General features: G+C 62.6%; 19 protein-coding genes and 1 other RNA gene. 8 read left to right on the top strand and 12 right to left on the bottom strand.

Annotated elements, in window-relative coordinates; all coding sequences use genetic code 11:
* Positions 1–43: 43 nt before the first annotated feature.
* The 8 genes from APH33_RS13590 to grpE all read right to left on the bottom strand — a co-directional run bounded on the left by APH33_RS13590 (position 44) and on the right by grpE (position 10,470).
* A complete protein-coding gene (locus tag APH33_RS13590; RefSeq protein ID WP_054885644.1) occupies positions 44–484 on the bottom strand; it encodes a hypothetical protein in 441 nt (146 codons plus the stop codon).
* Complete coding sequence (gene greA / locus APH33_RS13595; protein WP_082433603.1) at positions 462–944, bottom strand: transcription elongation factor GreA; 483 nt, start codon at positions 942–944, stop codon at positions 462–464. The genes APH33_RS13590 and greA overlap by 23 nt, the downstream gene beginning before the upstream one ends.
* Positions 941–4,162 (bottom strand): carbamoyl-phosphate synthase large subunit, encoded by a 3,222-nt coding sequence (gene carB / locus APH33_RS13600; RefSeq protein ID WP_054885645.1) that lies wholly within the window; start codon positions 4,160–4,162, stop codon positions 941–943. The genes greA and carB overlap by 4 nt, the downstream gene beginning before the upstream one ends.
* 106 nt (positions 4,163–4,268) lie before the next feature.
* Positions 4,269–5,405, bottom strand: a complete 1,137-nt coding sequence (gene carA / locus APH33_RS13605) for a glutamine-hydrolyzing carbamoyl-phosphate synthase small subunit (RefSeq protein WP_054885646.1) — start codon at positions 5,403–5,405, stop codon at positions 4,269–4,271.
* A gap of 328 nt (positions 5,406–5,733) precedes the next feature.
* Entirely contained in the window at positions 5,734–6,537 is an 804-nt protein-coding gene (gene dapB, locus APH33_RS13610; RefSeq protein ID WP_054885647.1) for a 4-hydroxy-tetrahydrodipicolinate reductase, read from the bottom strand.
* Between the two features lie 14 nt (positions 6,538–6,551).
* Positions 6,552–7,670, bottom strand: a complete 1,119-nt coding sequence (dnaJ, locus tag APH33_RS13615) for a molecular chaperone DnaJ (RefSeq protein ID WP_054885648.1) — start codon at positions 7,668–7,670, stop codon at positions 6,552–6,554.
* Positions 7,671–7,867: 197 nt separating this feature from the next.
* Positions 7,868–9,793: a molecular chaperone DnaK gene (gene dnaK / locus APH33_RS13620; RefSeq protein WP_054885649.1), complete on the bottom strand. Its 1,926-nt coding sequence runs from the start codon at positions 9,791–9,793 to the stop codon at positions 7,868–7,870.
* Positions 9,794–9,897: 104 nt separating this feature from the next.
* Entirely contained in the window at positions 9,898–10,470 is a 573-nt protein-coding gene (gene grpE / locus APH33_RS13625; protein WP_143524237.1) for a nucleotide exchange factor GrpE, read from the bottom strand.
* A gap of 172 nt (positions 10,471–10,642) precedes the next feature.
* Here grpE and recN point away from each other — a divergent pair, with 172 nt between their 5' ends.
* A complete protein-coding gene (gene recN / locus APH33_RS13630; RefSeq protein WP_054885651.1) occupies positions 10,643–12,316 on the top strand; it encodes a DNA repair protein RecN in 1,674 nt (557 codons plus the stop codon).
* A 201-nt stretch (positions 12,317–12,517) separates the two neighbouring features.
* On the opposite strand, the gene fur is transcribed toward recN, so the two are convergent.
* Positions 12,518–12,922: a ferric iron uptake transcriptional regulator gene (gene fur / locus APH33_RS13635; protein ID WP_046788147.1), complete on the bottom strand. Its 405-nt coding sequence runs from the start codon at positions 12,920–12,922 to the stop codon at positions 12,518–12,520.
* 97 nt (positions 12,923–13,019) lie between these two features.
* Here fur and APH33_RS13640 point away from each other — a divergent pair, with 97 nt between their 5' ends.
* On the top strand, positions 13,020–13,553 hold the full coding sequence (locus APH33_RS13640; protein ID WP_054885652.1) for an outer membrane protein assembly factor BamE: 534 nt from the start codon (positions 13,020–13,022) through the stop codon (positions 13,551–13,553).
* A gap of 60 nt (positions 13,554–13,613) precedes the next feature.
* Here APH33_RS13640 and APH33_RS13645 read toward each other — a convergent pair whose 3' ends face one another.
* Entirely contained in the window at positions 13,614–13,904 is a 291-nt protein-coding gene (locus tag APH33_RS13645; RefSeq protein WP_099815135.1) for an RnfH family protein, read from the bottom strand.
* A complete protein-coding gene (locus APH33_RS13650; protein ID WP_054885654.1) occupies positions 13,897–14,331 on the bottom strand; it encodes a type II toxin-antitoxin system RatA family toxin in 435 nt (144 codons plus the stop codon). The genes APH33_RS13645 and APH33_RS13650 overlap by 8 nt, the downstream gene beginning before the upstream one ends.
* Positions 14,332–14,494: 163 nt before the next feature.
* Here APH33_RS13650 and smpB point away from each other — a divergent pair, with 163 nt between their 5' ends.
* Entirely contained in the window at positions 14,495–14,977 is a 483-nt protein-coding gene (gene smpB / locus APH33_RS13655; protein ID WP_003249914.1) for an SsrA-binding protein SmpB, read from the top strand.
* Between the two features lie 215 nt (positions 14,978–15,192).
* Here the strand turns inward: smpB and APH33_RS13660 are convergent, their stop codons facing one another.
* Positions 15,193–15,960 (bottom strand): FCD domain-containing protein, encoded by a 768-nt coding sequence (locus tag APH33_RS13660; protein WP_054885655.1) that lies wholly within the window; start codon positions 15,958–15,960, stop codon positions 15,193–15,195.
* A 256-nt stretch (positions 15,961–16,216) separates the two neighbouring features.
* Between APH33_RS13660 and APH33_RS13665 the strand changes: the two genes are divergently transcribed.
* The 5 genes from APH33_RS13665 to ssrA all read left to right on the top strand — a co-directional run.
* A complete protein-coding gene (locus APH33_RS13665) occupies positions 16,217–17,887 on the top strand; it encodes a lactate permease LctP family transporter (RefSeq protein WP_054885656.1) in 1,671 nt (556 codons plus the stop codon).
* Positions 17,888–17,950: 63 nt separating this feature from the next.
* Positions 17,951–19,096: an FMN-dependent L-lactate dehydrogenase LldD gene (gene lldD, locus APH33_RS13670; RefSeq protein WP_054885657.1), complete on the top strand. Its 1,146-nt coding sequence runs from the start codon at positions 17,951–17,953 to the stop codon at positions 19,094–19,096.
* 75 nt (positions 19,097–19,171) lie between these two features.
* On the top strand, positions 19,172–21,982 hold the full coding sequence (locus tag APH33_RS13675; protein WP_054885658.1) for an FAD-binding and (Fe-S)-binding domain-containing protein: 2,811 nt from the start codon (positions 19,172–19,174) through the stop codon (positions 21,980–21,982).
* A gap of 302 nt (positions 21,983–22,284) precedes the next feature.
* Positions 22,285–22,578: a hypothetical protein gene (locus APH33_RS13680; protein ID WP_054885659.1), complete on the top strand. Its 294-nt coding sequence runs from the start codon at positions 22,285–22,287 to the stop codon at positions 22,576–22,578.
* A 102-nt stretch (positions 22,579–22,680) separates the two neighbouring features.
* Positions 22,681–23,044: a transfer-messenger RNA gene (gene ssrA / locus APH33_RS26630) on the top strand; the annotation flags it as partial.

The following is a 23,044-nucleotide window of genomic DNA, read 5'->3' on the forward strand; positions in this document are numbered from 1 at the left end:
CCCTTTCGCGACACAAGGCCGCTCCCACAAGGCTCCGTACTGGCTAGCGGCGCGCCCTGACCGGGACCGGTTGGGCCACCAGCACGATGCCGGAGAAGCCCAACACGAGAAAACAGAACATCTGCCAGCGCTCGCCGACCGAGATGCCGTAGCGCAAGGTGTAATACCCTACACAGGCTGCGAAGCCCAACAGCAGCATCTGACCGCGAAACTGCCGCCACCAGGCCACCAGGCCGTCCACCCTCGCCAGCACCGCCAGCTGGGTCAACAAGCCAAGCAACGCCACACCGATCAACCAGCGGTCGATCTGCCCGGCGACGTCCTGCACCAGCAAAGGTGCCAGGCCACTGACTTTCAGCGCCGGCACCAGCCCTACATGGAACACCCATAAGCCACCGACCCAGAAAACCTGGGCCAGTTGCCAGAGAATCCCCTCTAGGGATGGCGCCCGCAGGCGCCGGTCAGATGTGTTTGACTTCGACAATCTCGTACTCGACCGTACCGCTTGGCGTCTTCACCACCACGGTGTCACCTTCTTCCTTGCCAATGATGGCACGGGCAATCGGTGCACTGCTCGAAAGCTTGCCTATTTTCACGTCAGCTTCATCTTCGCCAACGATCTGGTAGGTCACTTCGTCATCGGTCTCGGTGTTGGCCAGCACCACGGTGGTGCCGAAAATCACTTTGCCGGTGTGGGCGATGGTGGTGACATCGATCACCACCGAGTTCTGCAGACGGCCTTCGATATCGCGGATGCGCGCTTCGACCATGCCCTGCTCTTCACGGGCAGCATGGTATTCAGCGTTTTCCTTGAGGTCGCCCAGCTCACGCGCTTCGCCAATGGCCTGGCTCAGGCGTGGGCGCTCGGTCTTGCTCAGGAAGGCCAGCTCCTCTTCCAGGGCGCGGGCGCCCTGGACGGTCATCGGGTACTTGGTAATGCTCATGCTTTGAGTCCTGCATGCAGATCCTGCAGGCGACGAACAGTCTTCTCGGGACCGAATTTCAGCGCCTCGCAGATGGCTTCACCAGCCGCAATGGTAGTGGTGCAGTAGATCTTGTGCTGCAGCGCATTGCGACGAATCGAGTAGGAATCGGCGATCGACTGGCGACCTTCGGTGGTGTTGATGATCAACGACACTTCGTCGTTCTTGATCATGTCGACCACGTGCGGACGACCTTCGGTCACCTTGTTCACACGGCGCACTTTCAGGCCTGCCGCTTCGATGACCTTGGCGGTGCCTGCAGTTGCAACCACTTCGAAGCCCAGGGCGATCAGATCGCGGGCAACGCCAGCCACTTGCGGCTTGTCGTCGTCACGCACGCTGATGAACGCGGTACCGCCGGTCGGCAGCACTTCGCTGGCCCCCATCTGGGCCTTGGCGAACGCTTCACCGAAGCTGTCGCCGACGCCCATGACTTCACCGGTCGATTTCATCTCAGGGCCGAGGATCGGGTCAACCCCTGGGAACTTGGCGAACGGGAAGACGGCTTCCTTGACGCTGTAGAAGTTCGGGATGATTTCCTGGGTGAAGCCCAGCTCTTTCAGGGTTTTGCCAGCCATCACGCGGGCAGCGATCATGGCCAGGGAGGTGCCGATGCACTTGGACACGAACGGTACGGTACGCGACGCACGCGGGTTGACTTCGATCACGTAGATCTTGTCGCCCTGCAGGGCCAGCTGCACGTTCATCAGGCCGACAACACCCAGTTCCAGGGCCATTTTCTTGACCTGTACGCGGACTTCGTCCTGCACTTCCTTGCTCAGCGAGTAAGGTGGCAGCGAGCACGCCGAGTCACCGGAGTGAACGCCGGCCTGTTCGATGTGCTGCATGATCGCGCCGATCACCACGTCGGTGCCGTCGCAAACCGCATCCACGTCCATCTCGATGGCGCAGTTGAGGAAGTGGTCGAGCAGCACTGGACTGTCGTTGGAAACCTGTACGGCTTCACGCAGGTAGCGCTTGAGCTCGTCCAGCTCGTAGACGATTTCCATGGCGCGGCCACCCAGTACGTAGGATGGGCGCACGACCAGCGGGTAACCGATGCCGCCAGCAGCGCTGATGGCTTCTTCTTCGCTGCGCACGGTGGCGTTTGGCGGCTGCAGCAGGCTCAGGCGCTGAACCATCTGCTGGAAGCGCTCACGGTCTTCGGCACGGTCAATGGCGTCAGGGCTGGTACCGATGATCGGTACGCCGGCTTCTTCCAGGGCGCGAGCCAGTTTCAGCGGGGTCTGGCCGCCGTAGTGAACGATGACACCCTTCGGCTTCTCGACGCGGCAGACTTCCAGCACGTCTTCCAGGGTCAGCGGCTCGAAGTACAGGCGGTCGGAGGTGTCGTAGTCGGTGGAGACGGTTTCCGGGTTGCAGTTGACCATGATGGTCTCGTAACCGTCTTCACGCAGCGCCAGTGCAGCGTGTACGCAGCAGTAGTCGAACTCGATACCTTGGCCGATACGGTTCGGGCCGCCACCCAGGATCATGATCTTGTCGCGGGTCGACGGGTTGGCCTCGCACTCTTCCTCGTAGGTCGAGTACAGGTAGGCGGTGTCGGTGGCAAATTCGGCGGCGCAGGTGTCGACGCGCTTGTACACCGGGAACACTTCCAGCTTGTGGCGGTGACGACGCAGGTTCTTGTCGGTGATGCCGAGCAGCTTGGCCAGGCGCTGGTCCGAGAAGCCCTTGCGCTTGAGGCGCAGCATGTAGTCTTTGTCGATCGACGACAGCGCCAGGGTCTTGACCTTCTCTTCTTCCTTGATCAGGTCTTCCATCTGCACCAGGAACCACATGTCGATGCCGGTCAGTGCGAAGATCTCTTCACAGGTCATCCCCGAACGCATGGCGTCAGCCACGTACCAGATGCGCTCGGCACCCGGCACGGTCAGTTCGCGCTTGAGGATGCCGGCGGCTTCCGGGCTGGCCAGGTCGACTTTAGGGTCGAGGCCGCAGGCGCCGACTTCCAGACCGCGCAGGGCTTTCTGCAGGGACTCCTGGAAGGTGCGGCCGATGGCCATGACTTCACCCACCGATTTCATCTGGGTGGTCAGGCGGGCGTCGGCTTTCGGGAATTTCTCGAAGGCGAAGCGTGGCAGCTTGGTCACGACGTAGTCGATCGACGGCTCGAAGGACGCCGGGGTGCGGCCGCCGGTGATGTCGTTCTGCAGCTCGTCGAGGGTGTAACCAATGGCCAGCTTGGCGGCAATCTTGGCGATCGGGAAGCCGGTGGCCTTGGAAGCCAGGGCGGACGAACGCGAAACACGCGGGTTCATCTCGATCACGACCATGCGGCCAGTGTTCGGGCAGATACCGAACTGCACGTTGGAGCCGCCGGTTTCCACACCAATTTCACGCAGCACCGCCAGCGAGGCGTTGCGCATGATCTGGTATTCCTTGTCGGTCAGGGTCTGCGCCGGCGCCACGGTGATCGAGTCACCGGTGTGCACGCCCATCGGGTCGAAGTTCTCGATGGAGCAAACGATGATGCAGTTGTCCTTCTTGTCGCGGACCACCTCCATCTCGTATTCCTTCCAGCCGATCAGCGATTCGTCGATCAGCAGCTCTTTGGTCGGCGACAGGTCGAGGCCACGGGTGCAGATTTCTTCGAATTCTTCGCGGTTGTAGGCGATACCGCCGCCAGTGCCGCCCATGGTGAACGATGGGCGGATGATGCACGGGAAGCCGAGCTTCTCGAGCACTGCATTGGCCTCTTCCATGCTGTGGGCGATACCGGAGCGCGGGCACTCCAGGCCGATGTCCTTCATGGCCTTGTCGAAGCGCGAACGGTCTTCGGCCTTGTCGATGGTGTCGGCGTTGGCGCCGATCATCTCTACGCCGAACTTTTCCAGCACGCCGTGGCGCTCCAGGTCCAGGGCGCAGTTCAATGCAGTCTGACCACCCATGGTCGGCAGTACCGCGTCCGGGCGCTCTTTTTCGATGATCTTGGCCACCGATTGCCACTTGATCGGCTCGATGTAGGTGGCGTCGGCCATGGCCGGATCGGTCATGATGGTGGCCGGGTTGGAGTTCACCAGGATGACGCGGAAACCTTCCTCGCGCAGGGCTTTACAGGCCTGGGCGCCGGAATAGTCGAATTCGCAGGCCTGGCCGATCACGATCGGGCCAGCGCCGAGAATCAGGATGCTTTTGATGTCTGTACGTTTTGGCATGGTTGTCACTCAAATCCGCGGGTCAGTCGGCAAGCCGTCTTGAACAATCTGGGTCAGGCGCTTCCGGGCGCGGCGTGAGCCGGCCCGGGGCCTTGATGCAGGATGCTCAGCGGCGCTTGGCCATGGCATCGGTGAAACGATCGAACAGTGGCGCGACGTCGGTCGGGCCTGGGCTCGCTTCAGGGTGGCCCTGGAAGCTGAACGCGCTCTTGTCGGTGCGCTCGATACCCTGCAGGGTGCCGTCGAACAGCGACTTGTGGATGGCGCGGACATTGCCCGGCAGGGTGGCTTCGTCAACGGCGAAACCGTGGTTCTGGCTGGTGATCATGACCACGCCGGTGTCCAGGTCCTGGACCGGGTGGTTGGCACCGTGGTGGCCATGGCCCATCTTCACGGTCTTGGCGCCGGAGGCCAGGGCCAGCAGCTGGTGGCCGAGGCAGATGCCGAATACCGGAATCTCGGTTTCGAGGATTTCCTTGATCGCCTGGATCGCATAGTCGCATGGCTCCGGATCACCAGGGCCGTTGGACAGGAACACACCATCCGGATTCAGTGCCAGCACTTCGCTGGCCGGGGTCTGGGCAGGCACCACGGTCACGCGGCAGCCGCGGGCGACCAGCATGCGCAGGATGTTCAGCTTGACGCCGTAGTCGAAGGCGACCACGTGGTACGGCAGGTCGGCAGCGTCGATGGTCGGGTGGCTATCGGTCTTCAGCTCCCAAACGCTGGAGCGCCACTCGTAGCGTTCCTTGGTGGAAACGACCTTGGCCAGGTCCATGCCCTTCAGGCCAGGGAAGCCACGGGCGGCTGCGATGGCGGCTTCTTCGCTGATGTCGTCACCCGCCAGGATGCAGCCGTTCTGAGCGCCTTTTTCGCGCAGGATACGGGTCAGGCGACGGGTGTCGATACCGGCGATGGCGACGACGTTGTTGGCCTTGAGGTACTCAGGCAGCGACTGGGTATTACGCCAGTTGCTGGCCAGCAGCGGCAGGTCGCGGATAACCAGGCCAGCGGACCAGACACGGTTCGACTCGGCATCTTCCTGCGTAGTACCGGTGTTGCCGATGTGCGGGTAGGTCAGGGTGACGATTTGCTGCGCGTAGGAAGGGTCTGTAAGGATTTCCTGGTAGCCGGTCATAGCGGTGTTGAATACCACCTCACCAACGGTCTGACCGTCGGCACCGATGGCTTCACCGCGGAAAATACTGCCGTCGGCAAGGGCGAGTATGGCTGGCTTTGTCAAGAAGACCTCCCGTAAGTCAAGCATGAAAGGGCGATCGCAGGTTGCAAAAAAGCGGAGTGACGTATGGACACGTCACCCCGCTTTCATGTGCTGAATTCAATTCGCTGCGCGCTTTTAGTGGACACACTAAAGCTGTAGCTTACAGAAAAGTGCGTTTTCGGTCTACCGCATATGTGCCTCTAAAACACATGATTGCGACAGACTGACATTTGCGGCGCCTGCTTCGCGGGCATGCCCGCTCCCACAACGACCGCACAGAGCCTGAGTCTTGCACAAATCCTGTGGGAGCGGGCGCGCCCCGCGAAGACGCCAGCACCGCTCGAACGGCTTAGCGCAGGTCGAGCACATCCTGCATGTCGTACAGGCCCGGCTTGCGCCCATCGAGCCACAGCGCCGCTCGCACCGCGCCCTTGGCGAAGGTCATACGGCTGGAGGCCTTGTGGGTGATTTCCAGGCGCTCGCCCTCAGCAGCAAACAGCACGGTGTGATCACCGACCACATCGCCGGCACGCACGGTGGCAAAGCCGATGGTCTGGCGATCACGCGCGCCGGTCTGGCCTTCACGGCCATACACCGCCACTTCCTGCAGATCGCGCCCCAGCGCATTGGCAACCACTTCACCCATGCGCAGCGCGGTCCCCGACGGGGCATCGACCTTGTGCCGGTGGTGCGCCTCGATGATCTCGATGTCGACATCGTCACCCAATACCCGCGCAGCCATGTCCAACAGCTTGAGGCTGAGATTGACACCAACGCTGAAGTTGGCGGCAAACACGATCGGGATGTCTTTGCCCGCTTCGGCAAGCAGTTGCTTCTCCTCGGCGGTAAAACCGGTGGTACCGATGATCATCGCCTTGCCGTGCTTGCGGCAGAACGCCAGGTTCTTCAGCGTCACCGACGGGTGAGTGAAGTCGATCAGCACGTCGAATTCGTCGGCAACCTTGGCCAGGTCGTCCGACAGCAGTACACCGATACGACCGAGCGCTGCCAGCTCGCCGGCATCCGCCCCGACCAGCGAGCTGTCCGGACGATCGATCGCCGCCGTCAGCCCCGCGCCCGGGGTTTGCTGAACGGCTTCGATGAGGGTCTTGCCCATCCGCCCCGCCGCGCCCATCACTGCAATACGTCGCATAGCCATTTTCCTTGTCAGAGATCGCCGAAGAAGCGCTTAACGCCATCGAACCAGCCGCTGGCCTTGGGCGAGTTGTCACCTTCCAGCGAGCTGCGCAGCTCTTCGAGCAATTCGCGCTGGCGACGGGTCAGGTTGACCGGGGTCTCAACCGCTACGCGGCACAGCAGGTCACCGGCACCACCACCGCGAACCGGGGCGACACCCTTGCCACGCAAGCGGAACTGCTTGCCGGTCTGGGTACCTTCCGGAATCTTGAGCTTCACGCGACCATCGAGGGTCGGCACTTCCAGCTCGCCACCGAGTGCGGCATCGGTGTAGCTGATCGGCACTTCGCAATAGAGGTGCTTGCCGTCACGCTGGAAGATCTCGTGCTCGCGCACGTTGATCACCACATACAGATCGCCAGTCGGACCACCATGGGTGCCCGCCTCGCCCTCGCCGGACAGACGGATGCGGTCGCCGGTATCGACGCCCGCCGGCACTTTGACCGACAGGGTCTTGTATTCCTCGACACGGCCCTCGCCATGGCACGAGGTGCATGGATCGGTGATGATCTTGCCCTGGCCGTGGCAGCGTGGGCAGGTCTGCTGCACCGAGAAGAAGCCTTGCTGCATGCGCACCTGGCCGATGCCACCGCAGGTCGGGCAAGTCGACGGGGTCGACCCCTTCTTGGCGCCGGAGCCGTCGCACGGTTTGCAGTTGACCAGAGTCGGCACGCGGATACTGACCGTGGTGCCGCGCACCGCTTCTTCCAGGTTCAGCTCCAGGGTGTAGCGCAGGTCGCTGCCGCGCTGGGCACCGCCACGTCCACCACCGCGACCGCCGCCGAAGAAGTCACTGAAAACGTCGCCAAAAATGTCGGAGAAGTTGGCGCCGCCGAAGCCGGCACCGCCGCCACCCATGCTCGGGTCGACGCCGGCATGACCGTACTGGTCGAACGCCGCACGCTTGTTCGCATCTGACAGTACTTCGTAGGCCTCGTTGGCCTCCTTGAACTTGTCTTCCGACTCTTTATCGCCCGGATTGCGGTCCGGGTGGTACTTCATCGCCAGTCGGCGGTAAGCCTTCTTGAGGTCAGCTTCGCTGGCGCCGCGCTCGACACCCAGGACCTCATAATAATCACGCTTGGACATAGGTCATTTGCACCTTGTTGGGCGTCAGGCATCTGCGCCGCGCCATCAGCACCTGCCTGCACACCACGAATGGCCCCGACAAATGCTGTAAAAAATCTCGAATTCCAGATACGCCAACGCGGGAGCAAGCCCCCGCGCGGCGACATCCTACCAGCTCACCGGCAGCAACCAGTGAACGGGTCGACAGCAGGCAACGATTACTTCTTGTCGTCGCCTTTCACTTCTTCGAACTCGGCGTCAACCACGTCATCGTGCTTGGCTTCCGGCTCGGCTTGCTGTGCGCCACCCTGAGGCTGTTCGGCCTGCTGCTCGGCGTACATCTTCTGAGCAACCGGAGCCGATACCTTGGACAGTTCTTCGACCTTGGCGTCGATGGCGGCCTTGTCGTCGCCTTTGACAGCGGCTTCCAGGGCAACCACGGCAGCTTCGATCGCGGCCTTCTCTTCAGCAGTAACCTTGTCACCGGCGTCCGCAACCATCTTGCGGGTCGAGTGCACCAGCGCATCACCCTGGTTACGGGCAGTGGCCAGCTCTTCGAACTTGCGGTCTTCCTCGGCGTTGGCCTCGGCGTCACGCACCATGCGCTCGATTTCTTCGTCAGACAGGCCGGAGTTGGCCTTGATCACGATCGACTGGGTCTTGCCGGTGGCCTTGTCCTTGGCGCCCACGTGCAGGATGCCGTTGGCGTCGATGTCGAAGGTCACTTCGATTTGCGGTACGCCGCGAGGCGCTGGCGGAATCTCGGCCAGGTCGAACTTGCCCAGCGACTTGTTCTGCGCCGCCTGCTTGCGCTCGCCTTGCAGCACGTGAATGGTCACGGCGCTCTGGTTGTCGTCGGCGGTCGAGAACACCTGCGACTTCTTGGTCGGAATGGTGGTGTTCTTCTCGATCAGCGCGGTCATCACGCCGCCCATGGTTTCGATACCCAGGGTCAGCGGGCTGACGTCCAGCAGCAGCACGTCCTTCACGTCACCGGCCAGCACGGCGCCCTGAATGGCAGCACCCATGGCCACGGCTTCGTCCGGGTTGACGTCCTTGCGCGCTTCTTTACCGAAGAAGTCGGCAACCGCCTTCTGCACCATCGGCATACGGGTCTGGCCGCCGACCAGGATCACGTCGTCAATCTTGCTGGCGTCGATGCCCGCGTCTTTCAGGGCGATGCGGCAAGGCTCGATGGTGCGCTTGACCAGGTCTTCGACCAGCGACTCCAGCTTGGCGCGGGAAATCTTCACGTTCAGGTGCTTAGGACCGGTGGCGTCTGCAGTGATGTACGGCAGGTTGACATCGGTCGACTGCGCCGAGGACAGCTCGATCTTGGCCTTTTCAGCAGCTTCTTTCAGACGCTGCAGGGCCAGCGGATCGTTCTTCAGGTCCATGCCGGACTCTTTCTTGAACTCGTCGACGAGGTAGTCGATCAGGCGCATGTCGAAGTCTTCGCCACCCAGGAAGGTGTCGCCGTTGGTGGCGAGCACTTCGAACTGGTGCTCACCGTCGACTTCGGCGATTTCGATGACCGAAACGTCGAAGGTACCACCACCCAGGTCATAAACGATGACGGTGTGGTCGCCCTTGGCCTTGTCCATGCCGTAAGCCAGTGCAGCGGCGGTCGGCTCGTTGATGATACGTTTTACGTCCAGGCCAGCGATGCGGCCGGCATCCTTGGTGGCCTGACGCTGACTGTCGTTGAAGTACGCCGGAACGGTGATTACCGCTTCGGTCACGGACTCGCCGAGGTAGTCTTCGGCGGTCTTCTTCATTTTCTTCAGTACTTCGGCGCTGATCTGCGGAGGCGCCATTTCCTTGCCGCTGGCTTCGACCCAGGCGTCGCCGTTATTGGCCTTGACGATCTTGTAGGGCACCAGCTTGATGTCTTTTTGCACGACATCTTCTTCGAAGCGACGACCGATCAGGCGCTTCACTGCGAACAGGGTGTTGTGCGGGTTGGTGACGGCCTGGCGCTTGGCCGACTGGCCAACCAGGATTTCACCGTCGTTGGCGTAGGCCACGATCGAAGGGGTAGTGCGCGCGCCTTCGGCGTTTTCGATGACCTTGACGTTACCGTTTTCCAGAATGGAGACGCACGAGTTGGTGGTCCCCAGGTCGATACCGATGATTTTGCCCATGTTTACTCTCCCGAAACTTGAATTTGGCGGCAGCGGCTACGGTCGTGGCCAACTGCGGTAATACTTGAACGCTTGACACCTAGATGGGGATGCCCCGGAGGATTTCAAGCCTTCTCATCGATAGAAGGTTGCGGTGCCGCTGGCGCCTTGCTGACCACCACCATGGCAGGGCGCAGCAGGCGACCGTTGAGCAGGTAGCCCTTCTGGAACACGTTGAGCACGCTGTTAGGCTCGACCTCGGCGTTTTCCTGCATGGCCATGGCCTGATGGTGCTCAGGGTTGAACGGCTGCCCGTGCGGGTCGATGGCTTCGAGGTTGTAGCGCTTGAGGGTGTCCTGGAACATCTTCAGGGTCAGCTCGACGCCTTCACGCGTGCTCTTGACCTGTTCGTCGTCGGGCTTGAGGTGCGCCAGGGCCATTTCCAGGCTGTCGATCACCGGCAGCAGGTCGCCAGCAAACTTCTCGAGCGCGAACTTGCGGGCCTTGTCGACTTCCTGCTCGGCGCGACGAATGCTGTTCTGCGCTTCGGCAGCGGCACGCAGGGACTGATCCTTGGCGGCGGCCAGCTGCTCCTCGAGCTCCTGAACGCGGGCGCCGTTATCCACTGCACCTGCCTCTTCGGCATTAAGGTCTTGTTCATTCAGCTGTTCGTCAGCCATGGGTCTCTCCTCCGCAATTTCGGTTGTACGAGCAAAGCTCGCCGTGTCTGCCGGCTATATGGGGCCGGAAAAACCAGCTTCAAGGGGCACGTGGGTTTTGCCGGTCGCAACAGAATCCGCCAGAGGGCATTGGCAGGGCAGAAAAAAGTACTGTATAAATAACCAGACCTGAACTTCGGGAGCCGCCCCCATGCTGGTGCACCTGTCCATTCACAACTACGCCATCGTCGAGCACCTCGACCTTGAAATCGCCCGTGGCATGTCGGTGATCACCGGCGAGACCGGTGCGGGCAAATCGATCATGCTCGACGCCCTCGGCCTGGCCCTGGGGGACCGTGCCGACAGCGGCGTGGTGCGTCCCGGCACCGACAAGGCAGACATCCTTGCCACGTTCGACCTGGTGGACATCCCCGAAGCCCATGCCTGGCTGGCCGAGCGCGATCTGGACAACGACGGGTTGTGCATTCTGCGCCGCGTCATCACCGCCGAAGGGCGCAGCCGCGGCTACATCAACGGCACCCCCTGCCCGCTCGGCGACCTCAAGGCGCTGGGCGAGCTGCTGATCGACATCCACAGCCAGCATGAACACCAGTCACTGCTGAAGACCGACACCCACCGCCGTTTGGTGGACGAATACGCCGGCGCCATCGACCTCTCCCGCCAGGTGCAGCTTGCCGCCAAACGCTGGAACCAGACCCGCCTGGAACTCGAGCGGCTGAGCAATTCCGGCGACGAGCAACGCGCCCGCCACCAACTGCTCAGCTACCAGCTGGAAGAGCTGGACAATCTCGGCCTGGGCGAAAACGAACTGGAACAACTGGAGCAGGAACACAAGAACCTGACCAACGCAGAGGCCCTGTTCGGCATCTGCCGCCAGGTCATCGACCAGTGCAGCGAAAGCGATTCTGGCAATGTGCTCAGCGCGCTCACCGCCAGCCTCAACCGCCTCGGCGCTGCAACGAACGCCCCGCGCGCGCTGGGCGAAGCCGCCAACATGATCGCCAGCGCACAGATTCAGGTTGAAGAAGCGGTGGGCGAACTCAATCGCTTCCTCGACAACTTCGACGCCGACCCCATGCGCCTGCAAGCCCTGGAAGAGCGCCTCGACACGATTTACACCCTGGCGCGCAAGCACCGCGTGCACCCCACTGAGCTGCCACACTTGCAGCAACAGCTGATGGATGAACTCGAAGGCCTGAACGCCAGCGACGAGTCGATCGAACGCCTGGCCGAGGAACTTGGCGCCTATGCCCAGCACTATAAACAGAAGGCACAGGAGCTCAGCGCACTGCGCCAGCAGGCAGCCAAACAGCTGGCCGTCGCCGTGGAGCAGGAAATCCAGCGCCTGGGTATGCCGGGTGGGCGGTTCTGCATCGAACTTACCCCCAACGAAGGCAATGACCTGTCACCCCACGGCCTGGAACAGATCGAATTGCTGGTCAGCGCCAACCCCGGGCAGCCACTCAAGGGCCTGGCCAAGGTGGCGTCCGGGGGCGAGCTCTCCCGTATCAGCCTGGCGATCCAGGTGATCACAGCTCAGACCTCGCGCATTCCGACCCTGGTATTCGACGAAGTGGACGTCGGCATCGGTGGCCCTACGGCCGAAATCGTCGGCCAGTTGCTGCGCCGCCTGGGCGAGCGTGGCCAGGTACTGACCGTGACTCACCTGCCGCAAGTGGCCGCGCAAGGGCACCATCATCTGTTCGTGCACAAAGTGCGCAACAGCGATACCACCCACACCGCAGTCGCCAACCTGGGCAAACGCGAGCGGGTCGAAGAAGTGGCGCGGATGCTGGGCGGCATCGACCTGACCAAGGAATCCCTGGCCCATGCGCGCAAGATGGTGGTTTCCGGCAAGGCTTGAGAGCACCTTCAGCCTCTTCGCGGGTAAACCCCTCCCACAGGATTTCGCAAGGCTCAAGGTCTGTGCAGACCCTGTGGAAGCGGGTTTATCGAAGCGTCGAACCACCGCGAAAGGGCCAGCAAGGCCAACACGCATTCAGCACCCTACAAAGCACAAAGGCGACCCGAAGGTCGCCTTTGCCATTCATAACGAGCTAAATCGTTACTTTTTCTTACGCACATAAAGGACCAGGTTGTGGTCCACGAGCTCGTAGCCATGCTCGGCCACGATCTCTTTCTGACGGCGTTCGATCTCGGCATCCATGAACTCGATAACTTCACTGGTATCCACGTTGACCATATGGTCGTGGTGACCGCCGTCAGCCAGCTCGAACACCGCGTGGCCACCGTCGAAGTTGTGGCGCACCACCAGACCCGCCGCTTCGAACTGGGTCAGTACGCGATAGACGGTTGCCAGACCGACGTCCTCGCCAGCCTCCATCAGCGCCTTGTAGACATCCTCGGCGCTCATGTGACGTTGCTCGGTCGAGTCGAGCATCTGAAGGATCTTGACTCGAGGCAGTGTCACCTTGAGACCGGCTTTGCGCAATTCGCTATTTTCAACCATGGTCAGCTTTCTCGCCGATGCTGCTTCGCAGCTTCTCTTAATACGGGTATGATCGGGGTTTACGTTGTCCAGCCAAGATAGTGGAAGTCGCCCACCGATGCAAAACACCAAGCTCTTGCTAAACAGCCTCGCCCTCGCGGGACTGCTCGCACTCGCCGGTTGCTCGTTTCCCGGGGTTTACAAAATCGACATCCAGCAGGGCAATGTCGTCACGCAAGACATGATAGACCAATTACGCCCCGGAATGACCCGTCGGCAAGTAAGGTTTATCATGGGCAACCCGCTGCTGCAGGACACTTTCAACACCAATCGTTGGGACTATCTGTACAGCCTGCAACCTGGTGGCGGCACACGTCAGCAGGAGCGCATGAGCATCTTCTTCAACGACAGCGACCAGCTGGTCAGCCTGTCCGGCGACTTCATGCCAGGCGTGAGCCGCGACCAGGAAATCCTCGGCGGCAGCAACACCACCACGGTCAGCCCGGCCACCCAGCCAGAGCAGGCCAAGCCGCAGCCGGAAGAGAAGCCGGCCAAGCCAGGCTCGACGGAAGAGTCCATCCAGCGCGAGATCGACACCATCGAGACCACCCCAGTGCCGACACCGGCACCGCTGGAAACCTCGCCGCAGTAAATGCCGGCCAGATGAAAAAGCCCGGACCATGGTCCGGGCTTTTTATTACTGTCAGCTCAGCTAGCGCTTGGCCTTCGCCTTTGCAGCGCGCTGCTTGCGCGCCTCGACAGGGTCGAGCAGCAGAGGCCGGTATATTTCCAGGCGGTCCCCCTCCTCGACTACATGCGCGTGCGCATCTGCCACCACCTTGCCGAAAATGCCCACCGGACAGTGCGCGATATCCAGCCCACTCACTTGCCCGACAATCCCGGACAGGCGCAACGCTTCACGCACACTCACCCCGTCTGGCACTTCACAGGCCAACAACCACTGGCGCTCGGCCGTGGCGTAGGCCACTTCGATCTTAGCCATTGAGCTGCTTGGCACGCTGGCAGAACGCATCCACCAGAGTATTGGCCGCCTGGTTGAACAGCGGCCCGAGCGTGGCGCGCACGATCGCCCCGGCGTAGTCGAAGGTCAGGTCGAGGCTGATCTTGCAGGCCTTTTCGCCGAGTGGCTTGAACACCCACAGGCCATGCAGCTGCGTGAATGGCCCCTCTTCCAGGTTCATTTCGATGGACTGCCCCGGCACCAGAATATTGCGGGTGACGAACTGCTGGCTCATGCCGCCCTTGGCCACTTCCAGCTTCGCCCGCATGTGCGTGTCGCTGGCCTCGATCACCGTCGAGGCCGAGCACCAGGGCAGGAATTCAGGGTAGCTGGCCACGTCGTTGACCAGATCGTAGAGCGCCTGGGCAGGGTACGGCAGCAGGGCGGAGCGTTGAATATGGGTAGTCATCCAGGCGTCACTTCCAAGGCTGGTTGGCGGCGCTTCGCAGCGTGCCGAAAACAGGTTCTGTGCAGAGAACAGGCCTTGTATTGTCCGGTATTCATTGCGGTGGCTCAAGCACACCGAAATCCCATAGCCGTCCACGTGATGTCTTGCCTATAATGCCGCCCCTATGGCTAAACAAAAGAAACATCCGACCGGGACCATCGCGCAGAACAAAAAGGCGCGACACGATTACTTCATCGAACACAAGTTCGAGGCCGGGCTGGTCCTGTCCGGCTGGGAAGTAAAGAGCCTGCGGGCCGGCAAGGCGCACCTGACCGACAGCTACGTGCTGCTCAAGGATGGCGAAGCCTGGCTGTTCGGCAGCCACATCACCCCGCTGACCACCGCCAGCACCCACGTCATCGCCGACCCCACGCGCACCCGCAAGCTGCTGCTGAACAAGCGCGAGCTCGAGCGCGTGGAAGCCGCCGTGGCACAAAAAGGCTACACCTGTGTGGCCTTGGCGCTGTACTGGAGCAAGCACCTGATCAAGTGCGAGATCGCGCTTGGCAAGGGCAAGAAGGAGTTCGACAAGCGCGACACCATGCGCGAACGCGACTCCAACCGCGAGCTGCAGCGTGCGGTGCGGAACAAGGGCAAGGAAGAGTAAATCTCCTTTAGCCTGTTCCGGCCTCTTCGCGGGTAAACCCGCTCCCACAGGGACTGCAAAGGGCCTGAAACCTGCGCAGTATCTGGGCTCTCACAGGGGCTGCACAGGGCTTGAAACCTGTGCAGTACCTGGGCTCTCACAGGGGTTGCACAGGGTTTGAAACCTGCGCTGTACCTGTGGGAGCGGGTTTACCCGCGAAGAATCCAGCACCGATCTCAACGCCCGCTGCGCCGCTCTGCCCGCGCTACCCGCTGGGCCTCGTCCTGCGCCTCTTCCAGCACCTCCTGCACATACAGGATGTGCCGGCTCGACACCTCCCGCGCCTCCTCCGCCCGGCCCTCGACAATCGCCAGGTACAACTCGCGGTGCTGACTGATCAGCATGTCGCGTGTTTCCGTGCGCTGCTGGTACATGCCACCAATGTTGGTCACCACATTGCGCTTGAGCAGGTCGAACAAGCCACGGATCGTATGCAGCAACACCGCGTTATGGCTGGCCTCGGCAATCGCCAGGTGGAAGCGCGCATCAGCCGCGCCCTCCTCCGCCCGCGTCACCTCGTCAGCCCGCGCATAGCAGTCCTGCAGAGCATCGAACGCCGCTTTCAACCGCGCACGATCAGGTTCGGTGGCACGCAGGGCTGCGTAGTAAGCGCATGACGCCTCCAGGGTATGGCGAAACTCAAGCAGGTCGCGCTGCGCTTCGGCGCTATGCTCGAGCAACTGCAGCAGTGGGTCGCTGAAGGTCGAGCCGAGCGATTCGGCTACGTAATTGCCGCCACCCTGGCGGCTCACCAGCAGACCCTTGGCCACCAGCTTCTGGATCGCCTCACGCAGTGACGGGCGCGACACACCGAACTGCTCGGCCAGGACGCGCTCGGCTGGCAGCCGCTGCCCAGAGGTCAGCGTGCCTTCCAGAATCATCCCTTCCAGCCGATCGACGATGTCGTCGGACAGGCGCCGTTGGCGGACCTGATCAAAAACCATCACATGCTCTCCACAAACTCCGGCCAATTATCGCCGAGCGCCTATTCTCGCCGATCCGCGCTGCGCCAGCACGCATCAGGCGACGGTTTTCGCCAGTGAGCAGCCGCCCGTTCATCGACCTGCGACCAAAGTTTTGCACAGGACAAATTGACACACCCACGACAGCGCTTTTAACCTAGCGACCAGTCATTGTAAATTGGTCTTACCAATTATCCAATGCCAGTGCCTGACCAACAACAATTAGGGGCCACCCCATATGCAAACCTGGCAACAACTCTATACCCCGCTTGGTAGTCTCGGCCTGTCCGCACTGGCGGCGGTCATCCCTATCGTGTTCTTCTTCCTGGCCCTGGCCGTGTTCCGCCTCAAAGGCCACGTGGCCGGCAGCATCACCCTGGCCCTGTCGCTCCTGGTGGCGATCTTTGCCTTCCAGATGCCTGTCGACATGGCCCTCGCTGCCGCAGGGTATGGCTTCCTCTACGGCCTCTGGCCGATTGCCTGGATCATCGTTGCCGCGGTGTTCCTGTACAAACTCACGGTCAAGAGCGGCCAGTTCGAAGTGATCCGCAGCTCGGTGCTGTCGATTACCGATGACCAGCGCCTGCAAGTGCTGCTGATCGGCTTCTGCTTCGGTGCCTTCCTCGAAGGCGCGGCCGGCTTCGGCGCACCGGTAGCCATTACCGCCGCATTGCTGGTGGGCCTGGGCTTCAATCCGCTGTACGCCGCCGGCCTGTGCCTGATTGCCAACACCGCACCGGTAGCCTTCGGTGCCCTGGGCATCCCGATCATCGTGGCCGGCCAGGTCACCGGTATCGATGCCTTCCACATCGGCGCCATGACGGGGCGCCAGCTGCCACTGCTGTCGCTGTTCGTACCGTTCTGGCTGGTATTCATGATGGACGGCCTGCGCGGCGTGAAGGAAACCTGGCCTGCCGCCCTGGTCGCCGGCCTGAGCTTCGCCGTGACCCAGTACTTCACCTCGAACTTCATTGGCCCGGAGCTGCCGGACATCACCTCGGCCCTGGCCAGCCTGATTTGCCTGACCCTGTTCCTGAAAGTCTGGCAGCCCAAGCGCTCGTTCGCCGAAGCCAAAGGCAGCGTCGGCGCCGCCGTGGTGCAGCCAAGCGGCAGCCAGCCGACCCCGTACAGCTTCGGCGAGATCTTCAAGGCCTGGTCGCCGTTCCTGATCCTCACCGTGCTGGTCACCCTCTGGACCCTGAAGCCATTCAAAGCGGCCTTCGCCCCCGGCGGCGCGATGTACAACTTCGTGTTCAATTTCGCCATCCCGCACCTTGACCAGCTGGTGATCAAGACTGCGCCGATCGTCACCGCGCCAACCGCCATGCCAGCGGTGTTCAAGCTCGATCCGATTTCCGCCACGGGCACCGCGATCTTCCTCTCCGCACTGGTGTCCATGTGGGTGTTGAAGATCAACTTCAAAACTGGTCTGACCACTTTCAAGGAGACCCTCTGGGAACTGCGCTGGCCGATCCTGTCGATCGGCATGGTGCTGGCCTTCGCCTTCGTCACCAACTATTCGGGCATGTCCTCGACCATGGCCCTGGTCCTGGCCGGCACCGGTGCTGCGTTCCCGTTCTTCTCGCCGTTCCTCGGCTGGCTGGGCGTGTTCCTGACCGGTTCCGACACCTCGTCCAACGCCCTGTTCAGCTCGCTGCAGGCCACCACCGCCCACCAGATCGGGGTCAACGACACCCTGCTGGTGGCGGCCAATACCAGCGGCGGCGTGACCGGCAAGATGATCTCGCCACAGTCGATCGCCGTGGCCTGCGCTGCCACCGGGCTGGTCGGCAAGGAATCCGACCTGTTCCGCTTCACCGTCAAGCACAGCCTGTTCTTTGCCACCATCGTCGGCCTGATCACCCTGATCCAGGCCTACTGGCTGACCGGCATGCTGGTTCATCACTAAAGTGAAAGGGGCCGGGCGCCGTTGCGCGCCCGGCATCTCCTTCAACCCACGCTGCGAGAATCCATGATCATTTCCGCCTCCACCGACTATCGCGCCGCGGCCCAACGCAAGCTGCCTCCTTTCCTATTCCACTATGCCGACGGCGGGGCCTACGCCGAGCACACCCTGCGCCACAACGTCTCGGACCTGGCCAGCATCGCCCTGCGCCAGCGCGTGCTGAAGAACATGTCCGAGCTGAGCCTGGAAACCAAGCTGTTCGACGAGACCCTGAGCATGCCCGTGGCCTTGGCCCCGGTCGGCCTCACCGGCATGTACGCCCGCCGTGGTGAAGTGCAGGCGGCGCGTGCAGCAGCGGCCCACGGCATTCCGTTTACCATGTCGACGGTGTCGGTGTGCCCGATCGAAGAAGTGGCGCCCGCCATTGACCGGCCGATGTGGTTCCAGCTGTATGTGCTCAAAGACCGCGGCTTCATGCGCAACGCCCTGGAACGGGCCAAGGCCGCTGGCGTGAAGACCCTGGTGTTCACCGTCGACATGCCCGTTCCCGGTGCCCGCTACCGCGATGCCCACTCCGGCATGAGCGGTGCGAACGGCCCGATGCGCCGCGTGCTGCAGGCCATGACCCACCCCGAATGGGCGTGGGACGTTGGCGTGATGGGCCGCCCGCACGACCTGGGCAACATCTCCAAGTACCGTGGCAACCCCACGGGCCTGGCCGACTACATCGGCTGGCTCGGCAACAACTTCGATCCGTCGATCTCGTGGAAGGACCTGGAGTGGATCCGCGAATTCTGGGCTGGCCCGATGATCATCAAGGGCATCCTCGACGCCGATGACGCCCGTGACGCGGTCAAGTTCGGCGCCGACGGCATCGTTGTCTCCAACCACGGCGGCCGCCAGCTCGACGGCGTGCTGTCGAGCGCCCGCGCCCTGCCGGCAATTGCCGATGCAGTCAAAGGCGACCTGAAGATCCTCGCCGACTCCGGCATCCGCAGCGGCCTCGATGTGGTGCGCATGGTCGCCCTTGGCGCCGACACCGTGCTGATTGGCCGCGCCTTCCTGTGGGCCCTGGCCGTGCACGGCCAGGCCGGGGTGAAGAACCTGCTCGAACTGTTCGAGAAGGAAATGCGCGTGGCCATGGTGCTGACTGGCGCCAAGTCGATCAGCGAGATCAACCGCGAATCGCTGGTCCGCGAACTGGGCGCCTGAGCGCCTGCAAACCGTACCGCCTGAATGACCGGGGCACGCTGCGCAGCAGACGCTGCGGCCCCGCGAGGAGATTGCATGAGCCTGCCCGCTGCGTTCCTGCGCGATGCCGAGCGCCTTATCCCGGCCGAACGCCGGTTCGACGACCCGACCTCTACCCTGGCCTTCGGCACCGACGCCAGCTTCTATCGGCTGATCCCCAAGCTGGTGGTGCGCGTCGAGTCCGAGGACGAAGTGGTCGGGCTGATTCAACTGGCTCAGCGCGATCGCGTGCCGGTGACCTTCCGCGCTGCGGGCACCAGCTTGTCCGGCCAGGCCATCAGCGACTCGGTACTGATCGTGCTGGGCGACAACTGGGGAGGCAAGGAGATCCGCGGCCAGGGCGAGCAGATCCGCCTGCAACCCGGCGTCATCGGCGCCCAGGCCAATGCCTGGCTGGCCCCCTACGGGCGCAAGATCGGCCCCGACCCGGCTTCGATCAACGCCTGCAAGATCGGCGGCATTGTCGCCAACAACGCCAGCGGCATGTGCTGCGGTACCGCGCAGAACACCTACCACACCCTCGCCGGCCTGCGCCTGGTGCTGGCTGATGGCACCCGCCTGGACAGCGAAGACCCCGCCAGTGTCGCCGCCTTCGAAAGCAGCCACGCCGAACTGCTCGAAGCGCTGGCGCGCCTGGGCCGCGAAACCCGCGCCAATACCGAACTGGCCGACCGCATCCGGCACAAATACCGGCTGAAGAACACTACCGGCCTGTCACTCAACGCACTGGTGGACTACGACCAACCGCTGGATATCCTGCAGCACCTGCTGGTCGGTTCCGAAGGCACCCTGGGCTTCATCAGCGCCGTTACCTACAACACCGTGCCCGACCATCCGCACAAGGCCAGCGCCCTGCTGGTGTTCCCCAGCGTGGAAAGCTGCTGCCGCGCCGTCACCGTGCTCAAGCGCCAGCCGGTGTCCGCCGTCGAACTGCTCGACCGCCGCAGCCTGCGTTCGGTGCAGAACATGCCGGGCATGCCGCTGTGGGTCAAAGCCCTGTCAGCCAACGCCTGCGCCCTGCTGATCGAGTCCCGCGCCGCCAGCCAGAGCCTGCTGCACGAACAACTGCAGCGGGTGATGGCCTCGATCGCCGACTACCCGCTGGAGCAAAAGGTCGACTTCAGCGAAGACCCGGCCGTGTACAACCAGCTGTGGAAAATCCGCAAAGACACCTTCCCCGCCGTCGGTGCCGTGCGCCAGACCGGCACCACGGTGATCATCGAGGACGTCACCTTCCCCGTCGAGCAACTGGCCGAAGGCGTCAACCGGCTGATCCAGCTGTTCGACAAGCACCAGTATGACGAGGCGATCATCTTCGGCCACGCGCTGGAGGGTAACCTGCACTTCGTCTTCACCCAGGGCTTCAACAGCGCCGAGGAAGTCGCCCGTTACCAGGCCTTCATGGACGACGTGGCGCAGCTGGTGGCCGTCGAGTTCGGCGGCTCGCTCAAGGCCGAGCACGGCACCGGACGCAACATGGCGCCGTTCGTGGCGCTGGAATGGGGCGCTGATGCCTACCAGCTGATGTGGAAACTCAAGCGCCTGCTCGACCCCAACGGCATCCTCAACCCCGATGTGGTGCTGAGCGAAGATCCGGACATACACCTCAAAAATCTCAAACCGCTGCCCGCCGCTGACGAGATCGTCGACAAGTGCATCGAGTGCGGCTTCTGCGAACCGGTCTGCCCCTCCAAGGGCCTGACCCTCAGTCCGCGCCAGCGCATCGTCATGTGGCGCGACATCCAGGCGAAGAAACGCGCCGGCATCGACACCCGCGAGCTGCTGCAAAGCTACCAGTACCAAGGCATCGACACCTGCGCCGCCACCGGCCTGTGCGCCCAGCGCTGCCCGGTTGGCATCAACACCGGCGATCTGATAAAGAAACTGCGCAGCCAGGCCGCCGACCATGCAAAGACCGCAGACTGGCTGGCCGAACATTTCCACACAGCGCTGGGCGGCGCCCGCTTCACCCTCACCGCCGCCAACAGCGCCCGCAAGCTGCTCGGCGCACCACGCCTCGGGCGCCTCAGTGCAGCCCTGAGCAAGGCCAGCAAAGGCCGCCTGCCACAGTGGACCCCGGCCCTGCCCCAACCGCTGCGCACACTGGACTTCGGCCCGGCGAGCAACGACGCCCGGCCCCGCGTGGTCTACCTTGCCGCCTGCGTTTCACGCGTGATGGGCCCCGCCTATGCCGACCGCGAGCAAAGCTCGCTTCTCGAAAAGACCCGCGCCCTGCTGGAAAAGGCCGGTTACCAAGTGGTGTTCCCGGACAACGCCGACAGCCTCTGCTGCGGCCAGCCGTTCGCCTCCAAGGGCTACCCCAGGCAGGCCGAGCACAAGCGCCAGGAACTGCTCAACGCCCTGCTCCACGCCAGCCGCGGCGGGCTCGACCCGATCTACTGCGACACCAGCCCGTGCACCCTGCGCCTGGTGCAGGACCTGGGCGAAACCCGGCTGGACCTGTATGACCCGGTGCGCTTCATCCGCACCCACCTGGTCGACAAACTCGAGTTCAGCCCCCAGGACGAGCCCGTGGCCGTGCATGTGACCTGCAGCACCCAGCATCTGGGCGAAAGCCAGGCATTGATTGACCTGGCGCGCCGTTGCAGCAAGCAGGTGGTGATTCCGGAAGGCATCCACTGTTGCGGATTCGCTGGCGACAAGGGCTTCACCACCCCCGAGCTTAACGCTCACTCGCTGCGTAGCCTGAAGGATGCGGTGCAGTATTGCAGCGAGGGGATCTCCACAAGCCGCACCTGTGAAATCGGCCTGTCCAGCCACAGCGGCATCGACTACCACGGCCTGGTCTACCTGGTAGACCGCGTCACCCGCCCACGCGCAATCTGAGATACCCAAGCGTCTTGCACCGACCTCAAACCGCTGCAATTCCTGTGGGAGCGGCCTTGTGTCGCGAAAGGGCTGCGTAGCAGCCCCACGATTTCAGCTTCGCCGCTTCAATTGCCGGGGCCGCTCTGCGGCCCTTTCGCGACACAAGGCCGCACCCACACCGAACCGCATTGCCCGATCGACCGCAACATCCCGCCACAAACCACCCTGCCACCAAGCCATCACCTCGATTGAACCCCCGCCAAATCCCGACAGTCCACCCTTACAGGCCCACTTCCCCGCGGCCATAAAAGGAGACTTCCATGAAAGGTACCGCGCTTTCGGCCCTCTTCGCGGCCGCTACCCTCCTGGCTTCGCCGGTATTCGCCGCCGATGACCTGTGCAAGACCAACCTGCAGAAGATCGACGACAGCATGGCCACCGCCGGCGCTACCTCCGAAGGCCTGGACAAAGCCCTGACCGAGCAGGTCGACAAAGCCAAGGCCGCCCAGGCTTCAGGTGACACCAAAGGCTGCATCGCCATCACCAGCAAGGTCCTGGAGCGCCTGGAAAAGACCGAGAAAGGCAGCGGCTCGGCCGGCGGCAGTGGTGCTTGAGCCGTCGCAGCGTGGGCGACAGGACCGGCTGTCGACGTCGCCCGCGCAATGGCGTATACTCCGCCTTACGTGCCGCAAGGTGCGTTAGCCAAGAGCTAGTGTGGGGCCGATCAGGATTCGACGCCGGTAGCGAAACTCTAGGTGCATGCCGAGTTGGTAACAGAACTCGTAAATCCACTGTTGCAACTTTCTATAGTTGCCAATGACGAAAACTACGAGGGCTACGCTCTCGCTGCGTAAGCAGCTGAGCCCGCTCTCCTGGTAGCTTCGGCTCCAGCAATCATCAGGGGATGCCTGTAAACCCGAAATGATTGTCATACAGAACAGGATCGTCGTGTAGCACGTTGGGGGCAAAGCGACTAAAACTTACCCAACTCATCCAAAGCACCCTGCCCGTCGGGCGGCTGCGGATTAAATCAGTAGACACGGCTAAGCATGTAGTACCGACAGCGGAGTACTGGCGGAC

Source organism: Pseudomonas sp. NBRC 111130, assembly GCF_001320485.1.
Taxonomy (GTDB): domain Bacteria; phylum Pseudomonadota; class Gammaproteobacteria; order Pseudomonadales; family Pseudomonadaceae; genus Aquipseudomonas; species Aquipseudomonas vlassakiae.

What these genes read in the sequence shown, in the direction of transcription:
- APH33_RS13660 (WP_054885655.1), bottom strand. Translation starts at nt 15,960, where the DNA reads ATGGTTTTTGATCAGGTCCGCCAACGGCGCCTGTCCGACGACATCGTC.
- APH33_RS13645 (WP_099815135.1), bottom strand. Translation starts at nt 13,904, where the DNA reads ATGGCTAAGATCGAAGTGGCCTACGCCACGGCCGAGCGCCAGTGGTTG.
- smpB (WP_003249914.1), top strand. Translation starts at nt 14,495, where the DNA reads ATGGCTAAACAAAAGAAACATCCGACCGGGACCATCGCGCAGAACAAA.
- fur (WP_046788147.1), bottom strand. Translation starts at nt 12,922, where the DNA reads ATGGTTGAAAATAGCGAATTGCGCAAAGCCGGTCTCAAGGTGACACTG.
- dapB (WP_054885647.1), bottom strand. Translation starts at nt 6,537, where the DNA reads ATGCGACGTATTGCAGTGATGGGCGCGGCGGGGCGGATGGGCAAGACC.
- APH33_RS13640 (WP_054885652.1), top strand. Translation starts at nt 13,020, where the DNA reads ATGCAAAACACCAAGCTCTTGCTAAACAGCCTCGCCCTCGCGGGACTG.
- APH33_RS13650 (WP_054885654.1), bottom strand. Translation starts at nt 14,331, where the DNA reads ATGACTACCCATATTCAACGCTCCGCCCTGCTGCCGTACCCTGCCCAG.
- lldD (WP_054885657.1), top strand. Translation starts at nt 17,951, where the DNA reads ATGATCATTTCCGCCTCCACCGACTATCGCGCCGCGGCCCAACGCAAG.
- APH33_RS13680 (WP_054885659.1), top strand. Translation starts at nt 22,285, where the DNA reads ATGAAAGGTACCGCGCTTTCGGCCCTCTTCGCGGCCGCTACCCTCCTG.
- carB (WP_054885645.1), bottom strand. Translation starts at nt 4,162, where the DNA reads ATGCCAAAACGTACAGACATCAAAAGCATCCTGATTCTCGGCGCTGGC.
- dnaK (WP_054885649.1), bottom strand. Translation starts at nt 9,793, where the DNA reads ATGGGCAAAATCATCGGTATCGACCTGGGGACCACCAACTCGTGCGTC.
- APH33_RS13665 (WP_054885656.1), top strand. Translation starts at nt 16,217, where the DNA reads ATGCAAACCTGGCAACAACTCTATACCCCGCTTGGTAGTCTCGGCCTG.
- dnaJ (WP_054885648.1), bottom strand. Translation starts at nt 7,670, where the DNA reads ATGTCCAAGCGTGATTATTATGAGGTCCTGGGTGTCGAGCGCGGCGCC.
- APH33_RS13675 (WP_054885658.1), top strand. Translation starts at nt 19,172, where the DNA reads ATGAGCCTGCCCGCTGCGTTCCTGCGCGATGCCGAGCGCCTTATCCCG.
- greA (WP_082433603.1), bottom strand. Translation starts at nt 944, where the DNA reads ATGAGCATTACCAAGTACCCGATGACCGTCCAGGGCGCCCGCGCCCTG.
- recN (WP_054885651.1), top strand. Translation starts at nt 10,643, where the DNA reads ATGCTGGTGCACCTGTCCATTCACAACTACGCCATCGTCGAGCACCTC.